Consider the following 6,126-nt stretch of genomic DNA (forward strand, 5'->3'; position numbering starts at 1 on the left):
GTTCGGAAGCCTGAGCCCGCGCATGACCTGTGAACAGATCATCGCCGAAGGTATGGGCGTGCACGGAAGCCCGGACGGGCGGCCGCAACGCGTTCTGGTCGCCGAGGTGATGGAAGAGGTGGGGTTGAACCCGGCGACGATGGATCGCTATCCGCATGAGTTTTCCGGCGGTCAGAGACAGCGGATCGCGATTGCGCGTGCGATGATCCTGCGGCCCAAGCTTGTGGTTCTGGACGAGCCGACATCGGCGCTCGATATGACCGTACAGGTCCAGATCGTGGACCTGTTGCGCGATCTACAGGTGAAATACGGGCTGGCCTATCTGTTCATTAGTCATGACCTCAACGTGGTGCGCGCGATGAGTCACCGGGTGCTTGTGATGAAGCAGGGCGACGTGGTCGAAGAGGACGAGGCCGAGGCGCTGTTCTCTGGGCCAAAGACCGAGTATGCGCGCACCCTTTTGGCCGCCGCGCTTGATCTAAGGGCAGGCATCAGGCGGTCGTGACCGGCTGGTGTGCGAGGCTGACCCCAAGATCGGATGAGCGACGGGTTCAGATGGCCGAACTGTGGCCGTCGGCATTCATGTCATAGGCATCAAGCTTGCGTGCGATCATGCGGGTCAGTGGTCGCGCCGCAGGCGGGATGAAGAGCCCGCCCTGATCCGTGCGCAGCAGGCCCGGAAAGGCCTCGTTGACCTGATCGAAGATCGCCGAAAGCGCCGCGGGGGTAATATCGAAGGACGTCGTCATCTCGTCGGCATCAATGCGGAAATCGCACATCAGCGCTTCGATCATCCGGCCGCGCATCTTGTCCTCTGCGCTAAAGCGGTGGCCGCGCGTCGTGGAAAAGCGGCCCTCGCGAATGGCGCCGGTATGAGCGCCCGTGGCGGGGGCGTTTTGTGCATAGCCCTGCGGGAAGCGCGAAATCGACGAGGCGCCCACGCCGATCAGCACGTCAGAGGTGTCATCGGTATAGCCCTGGAAATTGCGTCGCAACCGCCCGGCCTTTTGCGCCACGGCAAGCCCGTCATCGGGGGTCGCGAAATGGTCGATCCCTATCTCGGCGTAGTTGTCCCACAGGAACAGCTTGCGGGCGGTTTCAAACAGCGCCAGCCGCTCTTGCGGGGTTGGCAGAGCATCCGAGGGGATCATCTGTTGGCGCTTGGCCATCCATGGCACATGGGCATAACCATAAAGCGCAACCCGGTCGGGATTGAGCGACAGAAGCTTCTGCACGCTTTCGGTGATCCGGGTGTTGGTCTGATGCGGCAGGCCATAAAGGATGTCGGCATTCAGGCTGCCGACGCCGCGACTGCGGATTTCCTCGACAGCATGGCGGGTAACGTCATAACCCTGCAACCGCCCGATGCTCTGTTGGATTTTCTCGTCAAAGTCCTGCACCCCGATCGAGGCGCGGTTCATGCCCGCAGCGGCAAGCGCGTCAAGCCGGGGGGCATCAATCTCGTTGGGGTCGATCTCGACCGAAAACTCGGTCTGGTCGGTAAACGGAGCAATAGCGCGAATCGCACCGGCCAATTCGTCGACCATGCCGGGTGACAAAAGCGTCGGGGTGCCGCCCCCCCAATGCAGCCGCGACAATCGGACGCCCTTGGGCAACAACGCGCCAAGCATGGCAAGCTCGGCCTTCAGGGTCTCAAGATAGGCCGCCACGGGCTTGTCGGTCTGGGTGCCCTGGGTACGACAGGCGCAAAACCAGCACAGGCGCCTGCAAAACGGCACATGCACGTAGAGCGATACCTCGCCATTTTCGGGAATCGCCCCGATCCAGCTTGAGAAATCATCCGCTCCGACGCCGCGATTGAAATGCGGGGCCGTCGGATAGCTTGTATAGCGCGGCACTTTGGCGTCAAAGAGACCAAGTTTGCCCAGTTGAGTTTTCGTATCCATAGGCCTAGGGTTAGGCGTCGTGTTTCGTGTTTTCCTTGACCCAGATCAAACCGCCAAAAAGTGATGATTGAATGCTGATGAATGACCCCCAGAGTGCGTCCCGCCAATGCGGCGATTGCCCGATCCGCCATCGCGCGGTCTGTGCACGCTGTGAGGCGGACGAGCTAGAGCGGCTGGACCAGATCAAATACTATCGCAACTTCGAGGCCGGGCAGACCGTGATCTGGTCCGGTGACAAGATGGATTTCGTCGGCTCGGTCGTTTCTGGCATCGCCACTCTGACCCAGACCATGGAAGACGGGCGGACCCAGATGGTTGGCCTGTTGCTGCCAAGCGATTTCGTGGGGCGTCCGGGGCGCAATGATGCCGCCTATGACGTGGTGGCGGTGACCGACATCGTGATGTGCTGTTTTCGCAAAAAGCCGTTCGAAGACATGATGGCCGACACGCCGCATGTGGCGCAGCGACTGCTTGAGATGACCCTGGACGAGCTTGATGCCGCGCGCGAATGGATGCTGGTGTTGGGCCGCAAGACCGCGCGTGAAAAGATCGCCTCATTGCTGGCGATCATTGCGCGCCGGGATGCCTCGCTTAACATGGTGGGCATCGCGGGGCCGATGACCTTTGAATTGCCGCTGACCCGCGAGGCGATGGCGGATTATCTCGGTCTGACGCTTGAAACCGTAAGCCGTCAGGTGTCGGCGCTCAAAAAGGATGGGCTGATCACGCTTGAAGGCAAGCGCCGGGTGACCATCCACGATTTCAACCGCCTGCTGGACGAGGCGGGGGATGACAGCGATGGCGGCATGCTCGCCTGAGGCATAGCGCACAAAAGCTGGCGCCGATTTTGTGCTTTTCAAATATGCGAAATCAACAGGTTAGAGCGGGGCGCGTGGGTGCGCCACGCTCTAACACGTGCGATCCGGGCGGCGGCGGGTCTCCTGACCGTCCCCTGAACCGAACTTTAATGGGCCATGAACACCGGCACCTTGGATTGTTCCAGCATATAGCGGGTGGCGCCGCCAAAGATGGCTTCGCGGAATCGCGAATGGCCATAGGCGCCCATCACGACCGTATCTGCATCCATATCGCCCGCATGGCGCAACAGAACATCCGACACCCGCGGCAACGTCTTGGACAGTACGTCCACCTCGACGGTCACGCCGTGGCGCGCCAGATATTGTGACAACAACCCGCCGGGATCAGAGCGGTTGGGCCCGTGGGTGGGCGGGTCGATGATCGCCACATGCACCAGATCGGCGGCCCGCAGAAGCGGAAGCGCGGCGCGCACGGCATTTAATGCCTCGCTGCTTTCATTCCACCCGACCATGATCCGCTTGGGTCGCGCGACCGGCTCGCCACCTGCCGGGGCAACCAGAATCGGCGTCCGCCCGTCAAAAAGCGCGGCTTCGGTGGCAAATTCCAATTCGGCGCCGCGCCCTGCGCCATAAGGCTGTGGCATGATCATCAGATCAGAGAATCGCGCCCGCAGCCCCACGTGGCGCCCCAGATCGGCAAGCTGTGCGACGCCACCCTCGCATCCCCAACGCAGGGCGGTGGTGCCCAGAACGTTGCGCACCTTGGCCTCGATGGCCTCGGCCTCTTCCTGGGCGCGGGCGATGGTTTCCTGCAGGACGATGGCGCTTGCACCGGCATAATAATACCCGGCCTGGCTTCGATCGACGCCAAGGCACAGCACATCAAGATGTGCATCATGAACTTCAGCCGTTGCAATCGCATGGGCCAAGGTCTCTTCGACCAGACTTTCATCCGTCAAAACCGAAAACAGACTGTTGTACGTCATTTTTGCATTTCCTTTGCTGAGGTCGCACATCGCTTCAACATAAGCATTGTACGAGCCCCCCTACCTTGATGCTAATCAATCAAAGGAATTTAGTGTTTTGATACAGATCAAGGCGTTGAGGGTGGTATACTCGCATTACGACATAAGCCTAAACGCGCCCGCGCGACAGAGTTCGAATCGCGCGGATAAGGACGAAGGGACCCATTATGACGAACTATATCAAGCTGATCGTGCTTGGCCTCATCACGCTTTTTGCGCTGATAGCGGCCAATAACGCGCGCGATTTGGCCTATCTGGTCAATGCGCTGACGGTGGCGCTTGTGGCCGCTGGCCTTTTTCTGTGGACGCTGCGCCATACCGATGAACCGACCGACAACGTTGACCTGTCGGGCGAATACCTTGACGGCGTGGTGCGCGCCGGGGTTGTCGCAACCGCCCTTTGGGGGGTTGTCGGATTTCTGGCGGGCACATTCATTGCCTTTCAACTTGCATTTCCGGGCCTCAACTTCGAGTGGGCTCAGGGGTTTGCCAATTTTGGCCGCTTGCGTCCGCTGCACACCAGTGCGGTGATCTTTGCGTTTGGCGGCAACGCCCTGATCGCGACTTCGTTCTATGTCGTGCAGCGCACAAGCGCGGCGCGGCTTTGGGGCGGTAACCTGGCGTGGTTCGTATTCTGGGGCTATCAGCTTGTGATCGTTCTGGCCGCGACCGGATATCTTCTGGGCGCCACGCAGTCCAAGGAATACGCCGAGCCGGAATGGTATGTCGATCTGTGGCTGACCGTTGTTTGGCTGGCCTATCTGGCGGTGTTCCTGGGGACCATCGTCAAGCGCAAAGAGCCGCATATTTATGTGGCCAACTGGTTCTATCTGTCGTTCATCATCACGGTTGCGATGCTGCATGTGGTGAACAACCTCAGCATTCCGGTCTCGATCTTCGGGTCCAAATCGGTGCAGGTGTTCAGCGGCGTGCAGGATGCCATGGTGCAATGGTGGTACGGCCACAACGCCGTGGGCTTTTTCCTGACCGCCGGTTTCCTCGGGATGATGTACTATTTCGTGCCGAAACAGGCCGAACGCCCGGTGTATAGCTATAAACTGTCGATCATCCACTTCTGGGCGCTGATCTTCATCTATATCTGGGCCGGTCCGCACCATCTGCATTACACGGCCCTGCCCGATTGGGCGGCGACGCTTGGCATGGTGTTCTCGATCATTCTCTGGATGCCCAGCTGGGGCGGCATGATCAACGGTCTGATGACGCTCTCGGGGGCTTGGGACAAGCTGCGCACCGACCCGGTGATCCGGATGATGGTGATCTCGATCGGGTTCTACGGCATGTCGACCTTTGAAGGGCCGATGATGTCGATCCGCGCGGTCAACTCGCTGTCGCATTACACCGACTGGACCATCGGGCACGTGCATTCCGGTGCGCTTGGCTGGAACGGGATGATCACCTTTGGTGCGCTCTATTTCCTTGTGCCGAGGCTCTGGAACCGTGAGCGGCTTTATTCGCTCAGCCTTGTAAGCTGGCACTTCTGGCTCGCCACCATCGGCATCGTGCTCTACGCGGCGTCCATGTGGGTGACCGGTATCATGGAAGGCCTGATGTGGCGTGAAGTAGATGCCAATGGCTTCTTGGTGAACTCGTTCGCTGACACCGTTGCTGCCAAAACTCCAATGAACATCGTGCGTGGATTGGGCGGTCTTCTGTTCCTCTCTGGTGCAGTGGTCATGTGTTACAACCTGTGGATGACCGTTCGTCGGGCGCCGGCCAAAGAGGCCAGCCTTACCGTCGCGGTTCCAGCTGAATAAGGAGGGCCGGAGCAATGGCAATTCTCGATAAACACAAGGTCCTAGAGACCAACGCGACCCTGCTGCTGGTTTGCAGCTTGCTGGTTGTGTCCATCGGCGGCCTGGTGCAAATCGCACCGCTGTTCTGGCTGGAAAACACCATCGAAGATGTAGAGGGCATGCGCCCCTACACTCCGCTGGAACTCACTGGCCGTGATGTCTACGTGCGTGAAGGGTGTTACCCCTGCCACAGCCAGATGATCCGCCCAATGCGGGATGAGGTCGAGCGCTATGGTCACTATTCACTGGCGGCCGAGTCCAAGTATGATCACCCCCACCAGTGGGGGTCCAAGCGGACCGGGCCAGATCTGGCTCGGGTAGGCGGGCGTTATTCGGATGAATGGCATGTTGATCACTTGCGCGACCCTCAGTCTGTGGTGCCCGAAACCGTGATGCCAAAATATGGCTTCCTGGAAGATACGGTCATCGATGGCAAATATGTGGCTGATCTGATTTCAACCAATGCTCTAGTTGGTGTTCCCTATACGGAAGACATGATCGCCAGTGCTCAAGCCGACTTTGCAGCTCAGGCAGATCCGGACAGCGATTATGATGGCCTGCT

The 6,126-nt window shown here is 59.5% G+C and carries 6 protein-coding genes; 4 read left to right on the forward strand and 2 right to left on the reverse strand.

The genetic code is table 11. The features are described 5' to 3' along the window. A partial coding sequence (locus QZ522_RS17080; RefSeq protein WP_294614406.1) for an ATP-binding cassette domain-containing protein occupies nt 1-505 on the forward strand: 505 nt, incomplete at its 5' end. A gap of 46 nt (nt 506-551) precedes the next feature. Here QZ522_RS17080 and hemN read toward each other — a convergent pair. Then, complete coding sequence (gene hemN, locus QZ522_RS17085; RefSeq protein WP_294614409.1) at nt 552-1,907, reverse strand: oxygen-independent coproporphyrinogen III oxidase; 1,356 nt, start codon at nt 1,905-1,907, stop codon at nt 552-554. A 71-nt stretch (nt 1,908-1,978) separates the two neighbouring features. Between hemN and fnrL the strand changes: the two genes are divergently transcribed. Beyond that, nucleotides 1,979-2,725, forward strand: coding sequence for a transcriptional regulator FnrL (gene fnrL / locus QZ522_RS17090; RefSeq protein WP_294614413.1), 747 nt, complete (start codon nt 1,979-1,981; stop codon nt 2,723-2,725). A gap of 146 nt (nt 2,726-2,871) precedes the next feature. Here fnrL and QZ522_RS17095 read toward each other — a convergent pair whose 3' ends face one another. Then, on the reverse strand, nt 2,872-3,711 hold the full coding sequence (locus QZ522_RS17095) for a universal stress protein (RefSeq protein WP_294614416.1): 840 nt from the start codon (nt 3,709-3,711) through the stop codon (nt 2,872-2,874). Between the two features lie 206 nt (nt 3,712-3,917). Here QZ522_RS17095 and ccoN point away from each other — a divergent pair, with 206 nt between their 5' ends. Together ccoN and ccoO are read left to right on the forward strand one after the other, a co-directional pair. Further along, nucleotides 3,918-5,525, forward strand: coding sequence for a cytochrome-c oxidase, cbb3-type subunit I (gene ccoN / locus QZ522_RS17100; RefSeq protein ID WP_294614418.1), 1,608 nt, complete (start codon nt 3,918-3,920; stop codon nt 5,523-5,525). 14 nt (nt 5,526-5,539) lie between these two features. After that, the coding region (gene ccoO, locus QZ522_RS17105) for a cytochrome-c oxidase, cbb3-type subunit II (RefSeq protein ID WP_294614421.1) at nt 5,540-6,126 on the forward strand (587 nt) is incomplete at its 3' end.

It is taken from the genome of uncultured Roseovarius sp., from assembly GCF_913054395.1.
Classification (GTDB): domain Bacteria; phylum Pseudomonadota; class Alphaproteobacteria; order Rhodobacterales; family Rhodobacteraceae; genus Roseovarius.

What these genes read in the sequence shown, in the direction of transcription:
- hemN (WP_294614409.1), bottom strand. Translation starts at nt 1,907, where the DNA reads ATGGATACGAAAACTCAACTGGGCAAACTTGGTCTCTTTGACGCCAAA.
- fnrL (WP_294614413.1), top strand. Translation starts at nt 1,979, where the DNA reads ATGCTGATGAATGACCCCCAGAGTGCGTCCCGCCAATGCGGCGATTGC.
- QZ522_RS17095 (WP_294614416.1), bottom strand. Translation starts at nt 3,711, where the DNA reads ATGACGTACAACAGTCTGTTTTCGGTTTTGACGGATGAAAGTCTGGTC.
- ccoN (WP_294614418.1), top strand. Translation starts at nt 3,918, where the DNA reads ATGACGAACTATATCAAGCTGATCGTGCTTGGCCTCATCACGCTTTTT.